This is a genomic window from Ruegeria sp. CL6 (genome assembly GCF_056536465.1).
Window position 1 is genome coordinate 1 of sequence record NZ_JBQFPR010000010.1, and the last position, 15,991, is coordinate 15,991.

Consider the following 15,991-nt stretch of genomic DNA (forward strand, 5'->3'; position numbering starts at 1 on the left):
CGGGGCCGCAAAGCTGTTGAACCACGCGGAATAGGCCGGGCGGCGGTCGTCGGGCGAGATCTCCAGCAAATAGCCGAGATAGCCGATGGTCACCCCGTTCATCATCGCGCCGATCAGGAAGAACAGCACCGCGAAACCGGTCAGCCCCGAACCCGTGACCACAAGCAGCAAAACCAGCACCGGAGGTCCGAGACGCACCAGTGCCACTATCCCCAGCAGGCGCAATTTGCCCGCCTGGTCTCCGATGTGGCCCCAGAGCGGATTCGAGGCCAGCGCGCCGACAGTCTGCGCCGCCAACAGCGTTCCGACATCCGCCGCCCCGAGGCCGCTGCGGCTGGCGGCAACGACATAGAACGGCAACGCCATCAGCGTCGCTGCACCAAGCCATTGGAAGATCAGGAACAGCCGGAACCGGTGGTCCTGCCGCAGCGTCGAGAAACCTTCGCGCAGAAATCCAGACAGATTGGCAGGACGGTCCCGTGGCGCCCTTGCAGCGGTAGCGGGCTCACCCGCGGAGACAAAAAGCGTCGCAGAGACGATCATCAGCACCGCGCCGAGCCAGAAGATCAGCGCATAGGCCCTGAGCGGCGGCATCACGTCGAGCGCGTGTCGCAGAAAGCCCGCCACCAGAACCGCCAGAACACCGCCGCCGAAAAAGCGCCAGGCCAACATCCGGCTGCGGCGCTCGGACGGGATCGCCCGGCCGACGATGTCGTTGTAGGGCACCGCGACCACGCCGCTGACAAAGGCATAGACCGTCCACAATCCCAGCATCCCGAGCGCCAGCGGAACCGGAGGCCAATCGACCTGAGGCCAGTCGGCCCCCCACCACAGAAGAATACCGATCATCGCGACCGTGATCGCCCGCCCATAGGCACCAAGGGCGTAGAACGGCATCCGCCGATCGGTGCGCTCGGCGAGGTAGCCCACCGCGAACTGGGGCAGCAGCCAGCCAAGACGCAGGACCGTGCTGGCATAGCCCACGGCCAGCGCGCTACCGGTCAGCATATGCACCAGACTGGCCACCACCGTCGCGCTGTCCACCGCCGCCGACCCGCCCTGAAACACCGCACCAGCACCGGCGATGCGCCAAAATCTCGTGTCTTCGGGATTACGCCTTGCCATTCGCCGCCTCTGCCTCCGCCCGGGCGCGGCGGATGTCGATGCCGCTCTGCCACAACACCGTCAGGCCGATCCCGACCACCAGAAGGATCGTCAGCACATAGTTGAACAGGATCATCAGAAGGGCGGTTTCGTCCGGAACGCCAAGCACCTTGAGCGCGAACCCCGCTCCAAAGACAAAGCTCGCCGGGATGCGCACGAAACGACCCAGAACCATGGCGAACCCGGCAAACACCATCAGGAACAGGTAATCCCACGCGCTCAGCACCACGCCAACCGCCAGCCCGGCCCACAGGAAATGGGTTGTCGCCACCAGCTTACCCGCAATGGCTGCGGCAATGGCGGCGACGCGGCGGGCCCGTGCCTGTGGCCAGACGATCCCTTCACCGAGCGCGGTGCGCAGATACGCGCCATCGGCCCCGATGCGGGCGGCAGCCCAGTCGAAGAGTCGGCAGACCAGAGGGTCCTCGCTCAGAAGTGACGCGCGGAACCGGAACAGAACCCAAAGCAGGCTGCCGAAAAGCATCAGGTTCAACAGGCCCGCAACGCTCAATCCCAGCCGCAGGTCACCCTCGATCTGTGGAATCTGGCCGGCGGCGGCCACCGCTCCGGCAAAAAGGGCGAAAACGACGCCGTCGAGGAACCGGGCGATGATCGCGGTTGCAAGCACGGTCGCCATCTTCAAGCGGTCGAGCCGGGCAACCAGCCAGGCCCGGACCAGCGGGCTGATGCCGAGCGGGACAAGGACATTTGCGCCATAACCTGCCAGTAGCGCCCCCGTCAGCCGCAGGGTGCCGACGGGTTTCACGTCGAACAGGATCTGCCGCCACTTCCAGCCGCTCATCAGCTGCTCCAGCAGGATGGTGGCGGCAAGAATCGCGATCCAGAACATGTTGGCTCCGCGCAGGCCCTGCAGAAACAGCGCAAAATCGAGGCTGCCGTAGAGCGCAAACACCAGATAGAGCGCCAGGGCGGAGCCGAATATCGGCAGCAGCCACCGTTTCAGGAAGGTCCGCATTTGACATCCTCGCAACTACCAAGACCTCAATGTTTTAACCTCCGTATCATGATACGGTGTCAAGATGACGGTGACGGAGGGAGACTGCGATGCAACCACTCAAGATCGGCCAGGCCGCGCGCGAGACCGGGATAGGCGTCGAGACGATCAGATTTTATGAAAAGAAGGGCCTTGTCACTCAGCCGCCGCGCCCAATTGACGGCGGCGCGCGGGACTATGGTGGTGACACGCTTTGGCGGCTGAAATTCATATCCGGCGCTAAGAAGCTCGGATTTTCGCTGGCAGAAATCGCGGAAATTTTGGAGTTGCGCACGGCACCAAATACCGAGTGCGTCGCGATGCAGGCCAGAGCGCGCAAAAAGCGGGACGAAATTCAGGAACGGATCGAAGGGCTTGCACGGTTGAGGAACAATCTGGACGAGCTGATCGCGGCGTGTCCGGGGCGTGGTGGAATTCAGAACTGTTCGATCGTGGGCGCCATAGAACGCAGCAGTGAGAAATAGGCGCAATTCCGGCCTTGAACGGAGGGTAGCGGCGTTGCTTGCGAACCGGGTTATTGCCAAGCAGGACCCAGAACGGCAGGTGCAGCGAAAAAAGGAGAGCGAGGGTTCCGCTTCCGAGCAGAGTTTGCGCCAGATCATTGTGAGAAATCCCTGCGTCGCCCAGAAAGCCATATCTGATGAGTGTCGGAGGGTGACGGACAAGTCGGCCCTGTAAATGCGGTCCAGCTTTTATCCTACCGGTGCGATTTTATATCGGTTTAAGACAAGTTTACCCAAGAGGGAACATGACAATGAATAACCTGAGCCGCCGCCGCTTGATGCAAGGAGCCGCGGCAATTGCGTGCAGCGCGGCGCTTCCCGCCTTCGCGAAAACCGGTCCCTCAATCCATGTCCTGAAGGATCCGAATTGTGGGTGCTGCGGATCGTGGATCAAAATCATGCGGGCGGAAGGTTTTGAAGTAGGCGTGGAAAACAGTGCTTGGGAGGCCTTGAACGCTTACAAAACCGCCAATGGGATTCCGGAGGGCATGATGTCATGCCACACGGGTCGCGTGGAGGGCTACATGATCGAAGGACACGTCCCATCCGCTGACATTCGGCGCCTGCTGGGCGAACGCCCGAATGCTGTCGGACTGTCGGTTCCGGGAATGCCTTTCGGCTCACCGGGCATGGGGCCGGAAAGTGAACGCGAAGCCTTCGACGTCTTTCTGATCCGCAAGGATGGAACCACAGAGGTGTTCGCCAGCTACCCGGCCGCATAATTTCCCGATGGCGCTGGCAAGATCCTGACAAACACGGCGCTCGCTTCTGCTGCCTGGTTTACGTGACATTCTTCACGGCAAACCAGTTGATCCGTGACTTCACGCCTGCCTTGTCCTACCGGGCAAGTTCCAGCCTACGGTGAAAAAATACCTGCGTCCGCAAAGCCTGATGACCGGCTTTGCGGACAAAACCGACATCCCGGTCGCCGTATCAACCGCAGCATTTGTCGCCCGCCTGAATTGGCGGGCATGGGGCCGATCCGTAGGAACAGTAGACGCAGCAATCGCCGGGAAGTGGCTTCAGGACTTTTCCGCAAGATGTGCATTCGTAGAACCACTGGCACGCGTCTGTTGGCATCGTTTCAGGCCTTGAATGTCCACATTCCGGGCAGATGATCGTGCTGACAAGGTTCGGGTGCTTTTCACTCATGGCGTCACATCAAGGTTATCAGGAAATCATTTATTCGGATTTCGTTGAGCACGATAACCCAAGCGATGGCCGTCAACGCAAAACTGCCTGTCAGCCACCATTTGAAGCGGTCGAGCGAACCACGGCGATACGCGACGATGCCAGAGAGAAACAGCAGGGCCGTCGAACCGCCGAGCACGTAATAACTCGCGGCGGCGATCTTGCCGAATACGGCCAGCCAGCTCCCTCCCAAGCCAAGCAAAATCAAGGCCATCGGCAAGATGCAGCAGGTCGCAACGCCAAGTGCGGTAAACGATCCAAGAAAGCTTGCGCCAACAAACTTGCTCATGGTCAGCTTTCTCCGGCTTTGACGAACTCGAGCGGAAGCCGGTTCGACTTCCTCGATTTTTGCTTCGCGCGGTATGTGAAATTCGACATCATGACCGACAACATGCACCCTGTAGTAGCTACAGGTTCAAGGGAAAGGTCATCACATGATTGCGATTGGCGAAGCGGCGAGATTGACCGGTCTGTCGGTCGAGACGATCCGCTACTACGAACGGGAAGGCATAGTCGAGAAAGCCGGTCGAACCGCCTCGGGACGCCGCGCATACACGGAACGGGAAATCTCCGAGCTCAGATTCATCAAACGCTGCCGCGATCTTGGCTTTACCATTCAGGGTGCATGCGCACTTCGCGAATTGTCCAAAGCGCCCGAGCAAGCTTGTCGTGACGTCGAAGACGTCGCAACAAGACATCTCGACAACGTCAGGTCAAAAATCGCCGCCCTCCAACGGTTGGAGCAAGCACTGGCAGAACTTGTGCAGACCTGCACCGAGGGTACGGCCTCATGCCCCCTGCTAACGGCGTTGCTCAACGAGCCTATCGCCAAAGAAAAAATAAACGACACCTAATTGCAACGCCCGGAAAGGATCGAATCTGGCCAACTCAGTTTGCGGAAAGACTACAATGCGGCTCAAATCCGGCTCGCTCATCATTACCCACCCCATGCCCGAACTCTCTGCCTGTCCTCATCGCAGGCGAGAGTGACATTCCTGAATTGCTCATGGGTGACATTTGAGCTTTGCGGCTACAGATTGCGGAAGCATAAGTGAAATTATGTGAAACTTGCCCCTGCTCACAATTTTGCAAATCAAGCGGTGCACGTGGGCCGAACTCAGAGATGCCTGATCCACACGCATTGATCCCGGTTGGGTCCAAGTTCTTCGAGGATCCTTTCAGCATCCAGATTGAAGTCTTTGGCAATTTCCTGGACCTGAACCGCCTGAAAGCTATCCAAGTTCCGCACCGTTCGACCATCTTCAAAGGTGATCAACTCGTGTGATCTTCCAGACCAACGCACGATCCCGCCGCAAAGGGTCTGTCCTTCAACATCCGCAAGTTCGGCGACCGGGTCGGCAAAGAAATCGGTCCATTTAAGAATACCTGTGCTGACAGCTCTCGCCACTGCTTGTTCCGTTGTCCGGCACTTGAGTTTTGTGACGATCGAAGACGTCAAAGCATGCACCATCCTGGAGGAGAGCCCCGTCTGGCCAGCAACTACGGATGGGATCAATCCTGATGCGAGCATCTTCAGAACATCCATCTCCTGATCGGACAACGCATCCGTAGGAAAGTTGAAAACTGTATCAATCACATCGAGCGCGAGTAGATGCAGGACCTGCGCTTCGTGGCGAAGGGCAGGGAGCATACTCCCGACCAAGGCGTCCCAGTCGGATCGGCGCAGGTTGGAGGTAACCGTAAAGACACCACGCTCCCCAAACGGATTGATAACCGGAATGGATAGTCCGTGCTGACCCACACCAAATTTTCTCGCTGCATCGAATAGCGGTGCGTGTTCACGCTGATCATCAAACACAGCCCAATCAATTGGTGCGATCATTGCGGCGCCAAACCGGATGAGGGGATCGACCAGGACCATGTCGTTGTCGACGTAGTGCCTGACCCATTCGGCCGGGAACGTGGTGCAGCCGTGGACAACGTTGTGATGCTTGTCGATATGGGCGTAGGACGCATTCTCCAGTCCGAACCTCGAACAAATTTCCTGAAGGCGCGCCTCCCCGGTCTGCCTGAAATCCAGTTCAGAATTGCCAATGTCCGCGATTTTCATAGATCGTCTTTCTGTTCCGCGTTGCCGTCGAGGCCGCTTAGCAACCTAAAGCTGAACAAACCACTCGGGAATTCCCGTAGCCAATCATGCATTTGAATACAGTTCTGTTCTGGAGGCGGAAACGGAGCGAAAACCTGCCGATGAGACACATGAATTGGAGAAGCTGGCGGCTCATAACCCGGCACGGCTAAAACCCGCTGCAGTGATCTTGCGGAAGCCCGTCTTCCTCCTCTCGGGCTCTACGCGCCAAAAGCCCCATGAAACTGGAAATCAGGTTCAGTTCACCGCGCTCATCTGCGTGCACCATACCGCGCAGATATCCGCCCGGATTAACCACTGGCGGCAACCGTGGATCGCTCAGCCTCGCGTCTGTGATCAACCCGGCCAGGATTGCACCCATCACGGTCAATCGGTCAATCGCCGTACGCCAAGCCGAGGCATTGGCGCCGATCTCCGACAATCGCGACCAAACGCCGGTCTCAATCGCGTAGAGCGACGGGCTGGAATTCTGATCTCCGCCACCCGCGATATCGATATGCATGCGCAGCTCGGGTGAGGCCAGTTCATATAGGATGCGGTTATTCACCCGCGGTAGTTTTTGGGCCTTGCGCGATGCCGTATCTGTCGGATGATTGCTTTCTAAGCAATGCGGAGGGCCGTCAGGCCCGGAGCCGGAACAATCTGGTTCCGAGGCTTTTGCCGAGGACATTGAACTCTCGCCATCGGCGTTACAGGACAGAATTGTTTCTTCAATTTGGTCTTGTATATGGCACCCGAAACAAGCTTCGGGTTCACCCGAAATTTCACCGGGTTTTGCGACATGCTCTTCGATCCGGCTCCAAAGGTCGTAAGCCGCCTGAACATGTAGCTTGAGCGCCTCCAGCGTCATGTATTTCAACTTGTCGGCGCGCGGCCAGGATCGAAGTTCCTCCTTCATGCCTTCCAGACTTTCAGGAGGGCAGGGGAGTAAGAGAAGCACGGCCAGACTATGTTTCACATATCGGTAAAGCCGTGATCGATCCCCGCGCAGCTCGTCCTGTTCTTTCTTCTCGGCCTTGCTGCGCACGTCCGCGTCGCGCATCTCGGGAATGAGGTTCAGGGCAGGGGTCAGGAAGAGTCCAAGCTTCTTGCGCTTACAGCGCGCGCCATTTGCGCCAAGCCTGCGTTCGATCAGACCAATCCTTTCCAGCTCACGTTCGTGATTGTGGATTGTCCGATCTGTCACGCCTCGCCCGGCAATGAGGGTTTCCTGGCGCGCGTAGCAAAAGGGTTCCTGAGACGGGTCTCGAAAAGCACATGGCGTAATCATATCGATGATGATCTCTAAGGTGCGAATACACTGGGCTGATGCGCCTCTGATCTGCGCATATCCCACGCAGAGCTGACGTAACCTGTCACGGTTCCAGCCCTCAGGAAGGCCGTTGTGAAAGCGAATATTATCGTGGTGATGGGCGGATGCGATCTGCCGAAAGCTCATGGATTTGGCCTCATTTGGCAAAGGTCAGTGTTGATATCGCGGCTTCGCGGGGCAGGGTGTTCGGAATGGTTCAACGGTCTCATGGTCTGCTTCTCATTGGGGAAGCAAGGCGGCTCGAACCTCAGCAAAAAGACACAGAAAAACCGTTCGCACAGATGCGTTTGTCCTTGTCAGTAATTTTGGAGTTTCCTATAAATCAGGTGATCAAACGTGACTTAAGAAGATCCCCGCTGAGGCCCCGCCTTGCGGGGGTTTTTGTTTCTGGGATTAAGTTTTTCCTCCGGGCCAATCGGCCTGGTTTAAAAATGCAGCTGGCGATTTTTGGTGGCATAGCCAGGAGCAACGCGTTGTACCGCAGGTCAGCACCTCAATATCGGATGAGTTCGTAGTCGCTGAACCCGAATGTGTCGGTCCACTCGACGCCAACGCCGCGGAAGTAGCTGGGAGGTTCACAGCGATTGCCCAGTGGCAGCCAGTAAGGGATTGGGGCAGGAGCGCGCTCGGACCAGCGAAAATTCGTATTATCGTCGTAGGTGCCAACCACAAGATCAAGCGAACGCTCGCAATCTCCCTCCCTTGAACGACGGCGATAGCTGTAGTGGCGCACATCCCAAACCCTGATGGATCTCACAACGTCGAAATCGGAAGAAGAAAGATCGACGCTGATCGGGGTGGCTTGGAAACCGTCACCGTATTGGCCGTGATGTGCATCGATCCTTCCTATCGAGATCGCTGCGTCTACCAGTATTGGCTTAGCGGTGTCATCCGATGGAAGCTCTGGAACTGGGCTAGCACTGGTGCGCTTGATGGCTTCCAACCGTTCCATAGGACCCAAGTCCGAGGGGCTGTGTGACGTATTCATCGGACAGCGCCAGAGTTGAAGCGGCGGTTCGACCGGGTAGGGTGTGATGCGCCGAATGAACTCCGCCTTGGCTGCGACGCAATCAGCCGAACTTGGCCAACCCCCGGCGAGGCAAAGGAATATGGCACAGTCAATTGGATAGGCACGAGCCTGCGTGGCTGGCAGTGCAGCGAGTGCAACTGCAAGGGCCTTCGCGCGAGTTCGATTTCCGGATTTTGAGTGTTTCAAGATGGTCTCTCCTGCTTGCGAATCGCCTAAGCAATATCCGGCCAATATATTTCTGACAATCCAATATCGTATATTGGCGGGTTTTCTTATATTGACGTAGATTGTGTTTTAGTCCACAACTTTTGGATGTAGAAGACGGCCCATAGGGGGTCGTCATGGCGGACAACAAGAGACAATACACTGTGGTAACCATCGAGATGGTCCGGGGCCTGAAAGAGGATCAGGTTCCCTTTACATGCCGCTACGAATTTATCGGACTCGCTTCCCTTGGACGACCTAAGTACCACTGCATTTACAGCTCGCCGAACTATGTCGGGGCCTTGTGCAAGTCGAAGATCTCTCGAGCGGGCGCTGAGCCCAGAGAGTTCGATCTTTGGCCGGGCCTCTTCAAGCATCATCAGGAATTTGGTGATGGGCGCATTCTCTGCGTCAAATCAGACTATACGATCGAGTCGATTACCCCAGAGGGTCTCGAAGCAGCTCAGGCCCTGGACGCGAAATCCAAAACCTGATCGGTCACGTTCGAGAACCCGGCTCATCAAAATGCTGGGGCAGGGCGCATGAAACGGCTCTTGTTTCTCAGCGCTGCACTCGCGTCCTTGTTCATTGCTGCAGTTTGGATTGAACCAGCTAGGAAAACAAAGACTCTCGGCGCATCCGAGGTGATTGCCGTTGACGGTGACACGATCGACCATGGTGACGACCGATACCGGCTTATTGGGTTTGATACGCCTGAGACATTCCGGGCTCAGTGCGATGCTGAGAGAGCTTTGGGTCTACGAGCCAAGGACCGGCTGACGGAGCTCATCAACTTCGCGGGCGTAATTGAACTTGAGATTGAGCTGCACTTTGACGTCCACGATCGCTTCTTGGCGCTTGGGCGCGTGTCTGGACAGAACGTCGGGGCCATCCTGATTTCTGAAGGTCTGGCGCGCCCGTACTCGGGTGGCAAGCGCCAGTCCTGGTGCGGCTGAAAGAAAGGATAAAACAACGATTTATGACAGCAGAGAGAAACGACTAAGCAATAAGCAGTCCTGCCGATTGCGCCAACAATCGACAGGACAAGAAACGCCCTTAATCCATCCGGGCATTCCTCCAACATCAAGAGAGAACTGTACTATGGTAAAAACAGTAGTCCGAGATGCCGGTCCTAGATTGGGCAGCACCGCGACAGAGTCAATGGGTGCAAACCTAGACAACGCGTCTGCACCTCCGATCCCTTAGCGCTGTCTGACGATTGAGGCGCGCGGGACATCCGAACGTTCCAGCCAAAACATCTGACTAAGAGATCCGAACCAGACATTGGTCTTTTGCGGCGCCACTGAAGGTTCAGTGCTGTGTCCCAGCACCCGATTCCCCACCGCTCAGATGACCTGAAGTCGACCCCATAATAGTAATTATGTAAAAACTACTGACCTAATTTGGAGGACAAATTAGTGACCAGCTCCATCAAAAGCTTCACCGATAACAGATGTCGGATCAACGCCGTTTGGCCGTTGTTGGCGTTCTTGACGGCGACTTTCGGAACGGATGTCTGTGCCCAGGTCATTGAATACGAACCTGATGGAAGCGTGTATCTAAACGGCATTCGCGCAGAAATCGTTGATGGCGTCGTTCGTCCAATCCGGATGCGTGAATACACGCTTAATGAAAAGCCGGAAGCACCAACCCCCAAACCGCAGGCAAAGATCGAGATTGCGGGCAAGGCGCCGCGGCCTCGCAGATCCTCGGGCGGCTGGTCGCAGGAGCGGATCGTCAAAGAAATCCACGCAGCGGCGGAACGCCATGACATTCCGGCCGAGTTGTTCATGGCGCTGGTCTGGCAGGAAAGCCGGTATCGGGCTGACGCTCTGTCACCCAAGGGTGCCTATGGCTTTGCACAGCTCATGCCGGGAACGGCGAAAGACCTGAGCGTGAACCCAAAGAACCCTGCAGAAAATCTCGACGGTGGTGCCCGCTATTTGGCGGCGCAGTACCGCGCGTTCGGAACCTGGAAGCTGGCGCTTGCCGCCTACAACGCCGGGCCTCACCGCGTCGTCGAATATGGTGGCGTCCCCCCCTTCACCGAAACCCGCAACTACGTGCGGACCATCCTCAGCAAAGTGAGCACTTCCTCATGAAAAGAACCCACTTCTACCAGCAGATGGCGTTTTTCGCGATCACAGCGTTCATCATCACAGCAGCGCCCGCCTCTGCTGGCTGGCTGCAAGATGCCATTGGCGATTTCATCAACGAAACGCTGGCTGACTCGAAGGTCGTTGGCGTCAGCCTTGCCGCTGTCGGCTTCATCTGGGGCTGTCTGGCCTACGTGTTCGGCTGGGGTTCGCTGAAAGGCCCGGTAATCGCTATCGTCGTCGGCGCTGTTATCGGCCTCGCTGATACATTCATCGGAGCCTGATTGATGCCGCGCCGCAATACGGTCTTTCGCGGCCTGAGCCGCCCCGCAGAATGGGGCGGCCTACCCGTGATCTATCTGCTGGTGATCCTCGGGATGACCATGCTTTCGTTCTTCATGTTCGGGATAGCGCCAGCAATCATTGCGGGTTTTGTTTTCTACACCGGGCTTCGCCTCTTTTACGAATGGGAACCGGCTTTCTTCCGCGTCCTGTCCGTAACCCTTTCCAAAACTCCGCGCACCAAAAACCGCCAGCATCATGGGGGAGATTACTATAGTGCCTAAGCCTGCTGCACAGGATTTGTGGACCCTTGCCCGCTCGTTGATCGAGCCGAGCTGGCGCAAGGATGAAATGAGCCTCTTTCAGATGTTGCCTTATGGCTATGTCGTGGACGATGAGGTCATTTCCACACGCAACGGTGGCCTTATCGCCGCTGTAGAAATCACCGGGATTAACGCAAACACGCTGGACGAAAACGAGTTTGAGTTCCTGGCCGAACGGTTTGAGCGTGTGTTGCGCACAACACCCAATGAAGTGGCATTTTATGTTCATCGACTGACCGTCCCGACTGAGACTGGTCATGTCATCACAGATCCAACCGGCTTTGCCGGTGCAGTGGCGCAGGCCATGCGCTCAGCTTCCGTCGATGCAGAGCTGAAAGAACGCAAGATCATCATCAGCGCCATTCTCCAAAAGCGGCAGGATGAGCGGGCAAAACAGATGTTCGGCATGTCGTCTGGAACGATAGACGAGGAACGCCGCGAAATGATCGAACAGCTCGACGGTGTTTTCACAACACTGGCGGGCACGCTGGGCGAAAGCCGGGTGCGCCGGCTGAAGCTCAGCGAGGGGCGTTGGCTCGGCTATTATGGAATGCTGTTGAACGGTCGGTATCAGCCGATCATTCACACGAACATTGCAGAACCCATCGCCTTCAACATGCCGCAAGAGGATGTGCTGTTTCAGGGCAAGACCGGCAAACTGGTCACGGGCGACGATCAGGAACGCTCCATCCGTGTCTATTCCCTGAAGAATTACCCGATGGCTTCGTTCCCCGGCATTTTCGACGGGCTGGACCTGCCGGTTGATGTTGTGATTTCGCAATCCTTCCTGCCGATCAGCCGCGCCCAGGCGCAGGAAATGGAACGCCGCAAGTCGGGACAAATGCGCTCGGCAGGCGACAAAGCGAAGTCGCTTGAAGAAGATTTGTCCATTCTGGCGGACGGCATTGCCTCCGGCACCATGTCACTCGGCAAGCACCACCTGTCGATCTGTGTGTTTGGGAACGAGGAAGATCTGAAAACCGCCGAAAAACACATCATCGGTGAAATCCAGATTTCGGGCGGCACGGTCAAACGCGAAGCGATGTCGGCGCGGTCGGTGTACTTCGCGCAGCACCCCGGCAACTTCGCATTCCGTCCTCGTGAAGAACTGATCACGGACCAGAACTTTGCGGACATGGTTGCGTTCCACATGCGCCCTAAAGGGTTGGATGCGGAAAAGCTGCCCTGGCCGGGGCCATTGGCGACTTTGCCGACAACGCACGGGGACAGCTACGATGTTTCGCTGCACCTTCCCAAGACCAGCAAAGACGCTGAAAACCTGCCCTCCGGCCACACAATCGTTCTGGGGCCGAACGGATCGGGTAAAACTGTGACCGCGATGCTGCTGGCGACAACGGCGGTTGCACAGGGCGCGCGGATCATCGCTTTTGACAAAGACCGGGCGATGGAGGCCCCCATGCGTGCGCTCGGCGCACAGTACACCCGCGTCCGAGTTGGTGAACCAACCGGCATGAACCCGTTTCAGACCGAGACGGATGAGGCTGGGCAAAGCTGGCTCGCCAATTGGGTCATTGCCCTGTTGAGCTATGACGAACCACTGACCACCGATCAAAAGGATGAAATCACGCGGGCTTGCCAAGCGAATGCCACTTTGCCGCCTGCGCTTCAGAACTTCGATTCATTGGTGGAACGGTTCAGAGCCTTTGACGATGACAAGAACCTGTACAAGCGTGCAAGTGAATGGGCTGGCGAAGGCCGCTTGTCCTGGATGTTTGGCGAGGGTGGCTCAGATCCGTTTGCTGCTGGCGCCCGTCATCTTGTTTTCGACATTTCCGAGGTTCTGGATGACGAGTTGGTGCGGCTGGCATGGATCAGCTACGTCATGCGCCAGATCGAACGCCGCTGCGCCACCAAGATACCCACTGTCTTTGTGATTGATGAAGCATGGGTAATTGCTGGCAACCCTTATGGCGCTGGCATTCTCATAAATGCCTACACCACGTATCGGAAGCTGAACGTCATGATGATGATGATGACGCAGATCCCCGATCACCTCCTGTCGTCGGCGGCAAGTAAGTCGATCCTGGAAAACACCAGCACGCAGCTCTTGTTCCCCTCTCGATCCGGCAATGAAGCAGACTACCGGGCAATCGGCTTGAACGATTCAGAGCTGGCCGCGCTGAGGGCGCATTTTGGCGACCGCGTAATGCTCATGAAAAAGGGTGATGAGAGTGTTTGGCTCGATGTCGATGTCGGCGCTCTCGGCCCGCTTCTCCGTGTTCTGAGCGGATCAGACGGAAAATCGTTCCCTGATCCTGACTGGCGAAAAAACCCCAACTTCTGGAAGGAAATCACATGAAAACCCGCCTTGTAATCGCCCTTGTAGTTCTGGCCGCTGTCTCAGCCTGCACCAGCACCTATTCGGGCTATCGCAGCAAATGCGCCTGCGACTTTGAGCGCATGACCCCCCCTGAAAACTTGGAGCTTGTCTGATGAATATTTCAAAGAAATTCCGCACAACCATTGCTGTTTCAGTTCTGGCCGCCCTGCCCGTCATGGCATCGGCCCAGGGTGTTCCGGTGGTGGACTCTGCATCCATCACGCAGGACGCCGCCAATTCGGCCAAAGAAATCGCTGAAATGGTCCGCCAGTACGAGCAATTGCTGGAACAGTACGAGAAACTGGAACAACAGCGGGCATTGCTCGAAAACTCCTTCAAAACCATCAGCGGTTTGACAGATCTGGATGAGTTCAACAGCCGCAGCTTTTTGAAACTGGCGACTGCTGCTGACACGCTCGGCTACGCACTGGATGCAGCGGAGGGCGGTATCTCCGGCCTGCCCGATGTCGCTGCGCAGGCAATGGAACGTCGATCAATCAACCTCGGCCTGAACGATGGCATCTTGTCCGACTTCAGCGGATCGGATGTGCAGGCTCGCCGCATCCTGTCTGAGCGTGGTGGTGCGGGCCTGATGGCGTCGGCGTTGGGTGAGAATGGCTATGACATGGCCGGTCAGCTCTCCGAAGATGCTGAAAAACTGCGCGGTGAAATCGGTCAGCAAGAAGATCTGAAGGATGCAATCGACTATAACACGGCGGTTCTCCTGAAACTCCTGCAAGTTGAAATTGAAATCTTGCGCGCAACCTCGGCTAATGCTCTGGCGTCGGGCACGGATCTGGCTGCAACCGCTGCTGATCTTTCGACACTCAGCAACTATGTACGAGGAACCTCACAATGAAACTCCGCTCAACTCTCATCCTGACCATTGCAGCCGCCGTCGTTATGTCGGGTGCTGCATCGGCACAGGTGAAGCTGCGCCCGTCACCCAAGGTCGATATGCCGTTCGATGAATATCGTAAGTGCCTTGGGTACTCGGGCGCGAGTGAGTACGGTCGTCAATTCGTCAAAGACGATCAAGCGCGCATGGCCGAAGCGGGCCAATCCGCAGACAAGCAGCCTCTTGTGACCAACTGGTCGGTGGTGATCCTGAATGAACAGGTCATAGCAGCGCACGAGGCCACCATCGAGCAATGTAATCTGCGCAAGTCTGGCGAGACCTACAGCACCGAATGTCCGCTGGGTGGTTTGAGCCGTGAGGACGCGGCCCAAAAGGTCGGAGCTGACCAAGACGAGTTTTGGACCCAACCGTCCGACAATCTTGCCGCGCTTAAAAAAGAGCAACGGACCCGTCTGGAAGCTCTGCGCCCTGCAATTGAGGAGGCTTGTGGGCCGTGATCCAAGATTTCGTCAGCTCGATTGAGGCTGCGCTTAATAACTTCTCGCAGCAAGCATACAACAGCCTGGCGGCGGATCTTGCATCCGCCCTCTGGGCAATAGCCGCGCTGATCTTCGTGGCAATGCTGATCAACGGTGTGCTTCAAATCCGGGAAATCGGGTTTGGTGGCTATGTCGGCTGGATCATTCGGGCGACGATCATCATTGGTATGGCTTCCAGCTGGAGCTTCTTTCAGCCCATTTATCAGGGCATTTCGAGCCTCCCAGACACGATTGCCGGAGAATTGACCGGCACAACAAATGTCTGGGAAGCACTCGATGACATTGCGCTTCAGTGTTTCTTGATGGGCCAGCAGGCCATTGAAAACGCGACCTGGGGCCTGAGCATCACCGGGGCTATTCTCTGGGTTGTTGGGGCTGTCATCGTAGCTTTTGGCACCGGCATGGCGCTGATCGCAAAAGGCGGTCTGGCGGTCCTGCTGGGACTAGCGCCTGTTTTCATCGCAACGCTGCTCAGCTCAGCAACAGCCAATATCTTCGCAGCCTGGGCGAAAACGACTGTTGGCCTGATCATGGTCATCGTCGTTCTGACAGGTATTGTTTCTCTTATTCAGGCCCTTTTCAGCTCAGAACTGACCGCTGTTGAGGATGTGAACAATATGGAGGCCAGTGGCCGGTTTTTGGCGATCTGCATTGTGTCAATCGTGATGCTCACGCAGATCCCATCGCTCGCGGGCGGAATGTCGGGTGCAATCGTTTCGGCATCCTCGGGTCTTGCCGTGGCAACTGGTGCCGTCGCTGCCGCAAGAAGTGCATTGGGCACTGCAAGCGACGGCGCAAGGGGTGCAGTAGCCGGTGGGAAAACCGCCGCCGCGATGGCCTCCGCAGCCCGCGATGGGACAGGTGTTCGTGACAGCGCCTCGCGCGCGATGCAAGCGCGTCGGGACATTGCACACAGAGCCCGCAATCAGGATGGGGCGGCTCGACAGAGCTACGCCGCTGACCGTTACCGGCAGAGCATTCGACAAGCTCGCGTCAATAAATCTTCCTAAATCGAGGTATTG

The 15,991-nt window shown here is 57.0% G+C and carries 20 protein-coding genes; 13 read left to right on the forward strand and 7 right to left on the reverse strand.

Annotation, left to right across the window (positions count from 1 at the left end):
• Together ACR0LH_RS19710 and ACR0LH_RS19715 are read right to left on the reverse strand one after the other, a co-directional pair.
• Positions 1–1,125 (reverse strand): MFS transporter (locus tag ACR0LH_RS19710; protein WP_480722209.1); only part of this gene is annotated, 1,125 nt, incomplete at its 3' end.
• On the reverse strand, positions 1,112–2,140 hold the full coding sequence (locus ACR0LH_RS19715) for a lysylphosphatidylglycerol synthase domain-containing protein (protein ID WP_170417940.1): 1,029 nt from the start codon (positions 2,138–2,140) through the stop codon (positions 1,112–1,114). The genes ACR0LH_RS19715 and ACR0LH_RS19710, both read right to left, overlap by 14 nt.
• An 89-nt stretch (positions 2,141–2,229) precedes the next feature.
• Between ACR0LH_RS19715 and ACR0LH_RS19720 the strand changes: the two genes are divergently transcribed.
• Both ACR0LH_RS19720 and ACR0LH_RS19725 read left to right on the forward strand, forming a co-directional pair.
• On the forward strand, positions 2,230–2,643 hold the full coding sequence (locus ACR0LH_RS19720; protein ID WP_170417943.1) for a heavy metal-responsive transcriptional regulator: 414 nt from the start codon (positions 2,230–2,232) through the stop codon (positions 2,641–2,643).
• Between the two features lie 284 nt (positions 2,644–2,927).
• Positions 2,928–3,404, forward strand: coding sequence for a DUF411 domain-containing protein (locus ACR0LH_RS19725; protein WP_170417950.1), 477 nt, complete (start codon positions 2,928–2,930; stop codon positions 3,402–3,404).
• 211 nt (positions 3,405–3,615) lie between these two features.
• Here the strand turns inward: ACR0LH_RS19725 and ACR0LH_RS19730 are convergent, their stop codons facing one another.
• Together ACR0LH_RS19730 and ACR0LH_RS19735 are read right to left on the reverse strand one after the other, a co-directional pair.
• Positions 3,616–3,834, reverse strand: coding sequence for a GDCCVxC domain-containing (seleno)protein (locus tag ACR0LH_RS19730; RefSeq protein WP_237215937.1), 219 nt, complete (start codon positions 3,832–3,834; stop codon positions 3,616–3,618).
• A gap of 4 nt (positions 3,835–3,838) precedes the next feature.
• Positions 3,839–4,162 (reverse strand): hypothetical protein, encoded by a 324-nt coding sequence (locus ACR0LH_RS19735; protein ID WP_170418031.1) that lies wholly within the window; start codon positions 4,160–4,162, stop codon positions 3,839–3,841.
• Positions 4,163–4,307: 145 nt separating this feature from the next.
• Between ACR0LH_RS19735 and ACR0LH_RS19740 the strand changes: the two genes are divergently transcribed.
• Entirely contained in the window at positions 4,308–4,727 is a 420-nt protein-coding gene (locus ACR0LH_RS19740; protein WP_170417953.1) for a MerR family transcriptional regulator, read from the forward strand.
• A 263-nt stretch (positions 4,728–4,990) separates the two neighbouring features.
• Here ACR0LH_RS19740 and ACR0LH_RS19745 read toward each other — a convergent pair whose 3' ends face one another.
• The 3 genes from ACR0LH_RS19745 to ACR0LH_RS19755 all read right to left on the reverse strand — a co-directional run bounded on the left by ACR0LH_RS19745 (position 4,991) and on the right by ACR0LH_RS19755 (position 8,283).
• A complete protein-coding gene (locus ACR0LH_RS19745; protein WP_170417956.1) occupies positions 4,991–5,944 on the reverse strand; it encodes a LuxR family transcriptional regulator in 954 nt (317 codons plus the stop codon).
• 187 nt (positions 5,945–6,131) lie between these two features.
• Entirely contained in the window at positions 6,132–7,421 is a 1,290-nt protein-coding gene (locus tag ACR0LH_RS19750) for a helix-turn-helix domain-containing protein (protein WP_170417959.1), read from the reverse strand.
• Between the two features lie 367 nt (positions 7,422–7,788).
• A complete protein-coding gene (locus ACR0LH_RS19755) occupies positions 7,789–8,283 on the reverse strand; it encodes a hypothetical protein (RefSeq protein ID WP_170417962.1) in 495 nt (164 codons plus the stop codon).
• A gap of 383 nt (positions 8,284–8,666) precedes the next feature.
• Between ACR0LH_RS19755 and ACR0LH_RS19760 the strand changes: the two genes are divergently transcribed.
• The 10 genes from ACR0LH_RS19760 to ACR0LH_RS19805 all read left to right on the forward strand — a co-directional run bounded on the left by ACR0LH_RS19760 (position 8,667) and on the right by ACR0LH_RS19805 (position 15,979).
• Entirely contained in the window at positions 8,667–9,023 is a 357-nt protein-coding gene (locus tag ACR0LH_RS19760) for a hypothetical protein (RefSeq protein ID WP_142638830.1), read from the forward strand.
• 48 nt (positions 9,024–9,071) lie between these two features.
• A complete protein-coding gene (locus tag ACR0LH_RS19765; protein WP_170417964.1) occupies positions 9,072–9,485 on the forward strand; it encodes a thermonuclease family protein in 414 nt (137 codons plus the stop codon).
• 462 nt (positions 9,486–9,947) lie between these two features.
• Positions 9,948–10,631: a lytic transglycosylase domain-containing protein gene (locus ACR0LH_RS19770; protein WP_331252138.1), complete on the forward strand. Its 684-nt coding sequence runs from the start codon at positions 9,948–9,950 to the stop codon at positions 10,629–10,631.
• On the forward strand, positions 10,628–10,909 hold the full coding sequence (locus ACR0LH_RS19775) for an HAD family hydrolase (protein ID WP_170574749.1): 282 nt from the start codon (positions 10,628–10,630) through the stop codon (positions 10,907–10,909). The genes ACR0LH_RS19770 and ACR0LH_RS19775 overlap by 4 nt, the downstream gene beginning before the upstream one ends.
• A 3-nt stretch (positions 10,910–10,912) precedes the next feature.
• Positions 10,913–11,191: a VirB3 family type IV secretion system protein gene (locus ACR0LH_RS19780; RefSeq protein ID WP_152460684.1), complete on the forward strand. Its 279-nt coding sequence runs from the start codon at positions 10,913–10,915 to the stop codon at positions 11,189–11,191.
• Positions 11,184–13,550: a VirB4 family type IV secretion/conjugal transfer ATPase gene (locus tag ACR0LH_RS19785; RefSeq protein WP_170740592.1), complete on the forward strand. Its 2,367-nt coding sequence runs from the start codon at positions 11,184–11,186 to the stop codon at positions 13,548–13,550. Before ACR0LH_RS19780 ends, ACR0LH_RS19785 begins: the two co-directional genes overlap by 8 nt.
• Entirely contained in the window at positions 13,547–13,684 is a 138-nt protein-coding gene (locus ACR0LH_RS19790) for a hypothetical protein (RefSeq protein ID WP_170417970.1), read from the forward strand. The genes ACR0LH_RS19785 and ACR0LH_RS19790 overlap by 4 nt, the downstream gene beginning before the upstream one ends.
• Positions 13,684–14,430, forward strand: coding sequence for a type IV secretion system protein (locus tag ACR0LH_RS19795; protein WP_170417973.1), 747 nt, complete (start codon positions 13,684–13,686; stop codon positions 14,428–14,430). The genes ACR0LH_RS19790 and ACR0LH_RS19795 overlap by 1 nt, the downstream gene beginning before the upstream one ends.
• On the forward strand, positions 14,427–14,927 hold the full coding sequence (locus tag ACR0LH_RS19800; protein ID WP_170417977.1) for a hypothetical protein: 501 nt from the start codon (positions 14,427–14,429) through the stop codon (positions 14,925–14,927). The genes ACR0LH_RS19795 and ACR0LH_RS19800 overlap by 4 nt, the downstream gene beginning before the upstream one ends.
• Complete coding sequence (locus ACR0LH_RS19805; RefSeq protein WP_170417979.1) at positions 14,924–15,979, forward strand: TrbL/VirB6 family protein; 1,056 nt, start codon at positions 14,924–14,926, stop codon at positions 15,977–15,979. The genes ACR0LH_RS19800 and ACR0LH_RS19805 overlap by 4 nt, the downstream gene beginning before the upstream one ends.
• Positions 15,980–15,991 lie beyond the last annotated feature (12 nt).

What these genes read in the sequence shown, in the direction of transcription:
- ACR0LH_RS19760 (WP_142638830.1), top strand. Translation starts at nt 8,667, where the DNA reads ATGGCGGACAACAAGAGACAATACACTGTGGTAACCATCGAGATGGTC.
- ACR0LH_RS19735 (WP_170418031.1), bottom strand. Translation starts at nt 4,162, where the DNA reads ATGAGCAAGTTTGTTGGCGCAAGCTTTCTTGGATCGTTTACCGCACTT.
- ACR0LH_RS19720 (WP_170417943.1), top strand. Translation starts at nt 2,230, where the DNA reads ATGCAACCACTCAAGATCGGCCAGGCCGCGCGCGAGACCGGGATAGGC.
- ACR0LH_RS19800 (WP_170417977.1), top strand. Translation starts at nt 14,427, where the DNA reads ATGAAACTCCGCTCAACTCTCATCCTGACCATTGCAGCCGCCGTCGTT.
- ACR0LH_RS19790 (WP_170417970.1), top strand. Translation starts at nt 13,547, where the DNA reads ATGAAAACCCGCCTTGTAATCGCCCTTGTAGTTCTGGCCGCTGTCTCA.
- ACR0LH_RS19740 (WP_170417953.1), top strand. Translation starts at nt 4,308, where the DNA reads ATGATTGCGATTGGCGAAGCGGCGAGATTGACCGGTCTGTCGGTCGAG.
- ACR0LH_RS19750 (WP_170417959.1), bottom strand. Translation starts at nt 7,421, where the DNA reads ATGAGCTTTCGGCAGATCGCATCCGCCCATCACCACGATAATATTCGC.
- ACR0LH_RS19715 (WP_170417940.1), bottom strand. Translation starts at nt 2,140, where the DNA reads ATGCGGACCTTCCTGAAACGGTGGCTGCTGCCGATATTCGGCTCCGCC.
- ACR0LH_RS19765 (WP_170417964.1), top strand. Translation starts at nt 9,072, where the DNA reads ATGAAACGGCTCTTGTTTCTCAGCGCTGCACTCGCGTCCTTGTTCATT.
- ACR0LH_RS19745 (WP_170417956.1), bottom strand. Translation starts at nt 5,944, where the DNA reads ATGAAAATCGCGGACATTGGCAATTCTGAACTGGATTTCAGGCAGACC.
- ACR0LH_RS19730 (WP_237215937.1), bottom strand. Translation starts at nt 3,834, where the DNA reads ATGAGTGAAAAGCACCCGAACCTTGTCAGCACGATCATCTGCCCGGAA.
- ACR0LH_RS19775 (WP_170574749.1), top strand. Translation starts at nt 10,628, where the DNA reads ATGAAAAGAACCCACTTCTACCAGCAGATGGCGTTTTTCGCGATCACA.
- ACR0LH_RS19795 (WP_170417973.1), top strand. Translation starts at nt 13,684, where the DNA reads ATGAATATTTCAAAGAAATTCCGCACAACCATTGCTGTTTCAGTTCTG.
- ACR0LH_RS19725 (WP_170417950.1), top strand. Translation starts at nt 2,928, where the DNA reads ATGACAATGAATAACCTGAGCCGCCGCCGCTTGATGCAAGGAGCCGCG.
- ACR0LH_RS19780 (WP_152460684.1), top strand. Translation starts at nt 10,913, where the DNA reads ATGCCGCGCCGCAATACGGTCTTTCGCGGCCTGAGCCGCCCCGCAGAA.
- ACR0LH_RS19755 (WP_170417962.1), bottom strand. Translation starts at nt 8,283, where the DNA reads ATGAATACGTCACACAGCCCCTCGGACTTGGGTCCTATGGAACGGTTG.